1 tRNA gene is annotated in these 271 nt (G+C 48.0%); it reads left to right on the top strand.

The window, feature by feature from the left end:
- Positions 1 to 14 precede the first annotated feature (14 nt).
- A tRNA-Ala gene (locus tag F3J38_RS27875) sits at positions 15 to 90 on the top strand.
- The last annotated feature ends 181 nt before the right edge of the window (positions 91 to 271 follow it).

Here is a 271-nt window from a genome sequence, read left to right as displayed (position 1 = left end):
TGCAGTAACTGTATGGGGCTATAGCTCAGCTGGGAGAGCGCCTGCCTTGCACGCAGGAGGTCAGCGGTTCGATCCCGCTTAGCTCCACCATTACAGTGACTCAAAACAATACTTCAGAGCGTACCGGTAACGGTGTGCTGCGAAGTATTATGCTCTTTAACAATCCGGAACAAGCTGAAAATTGAAACGACGTGTCGGTTCATTTCTCCGTAATAAGAAATGAATGATGACATGTTCGAGTCTCTCAAATGCTTGCAGTCTGCATGCGTTG

Source organism: Candidatus Pantoea formicae (assembly GCF_011752625.1).
GTDB lineage: Bacteria > Pseudomonadota > Gammaproteobacteria > Enterobacterales > Enterobacteriaceae > Pantoea > Pantoea formicae.
This window is presented reverse-complemented; position numbering and strand designations above follow the sequence as displayed.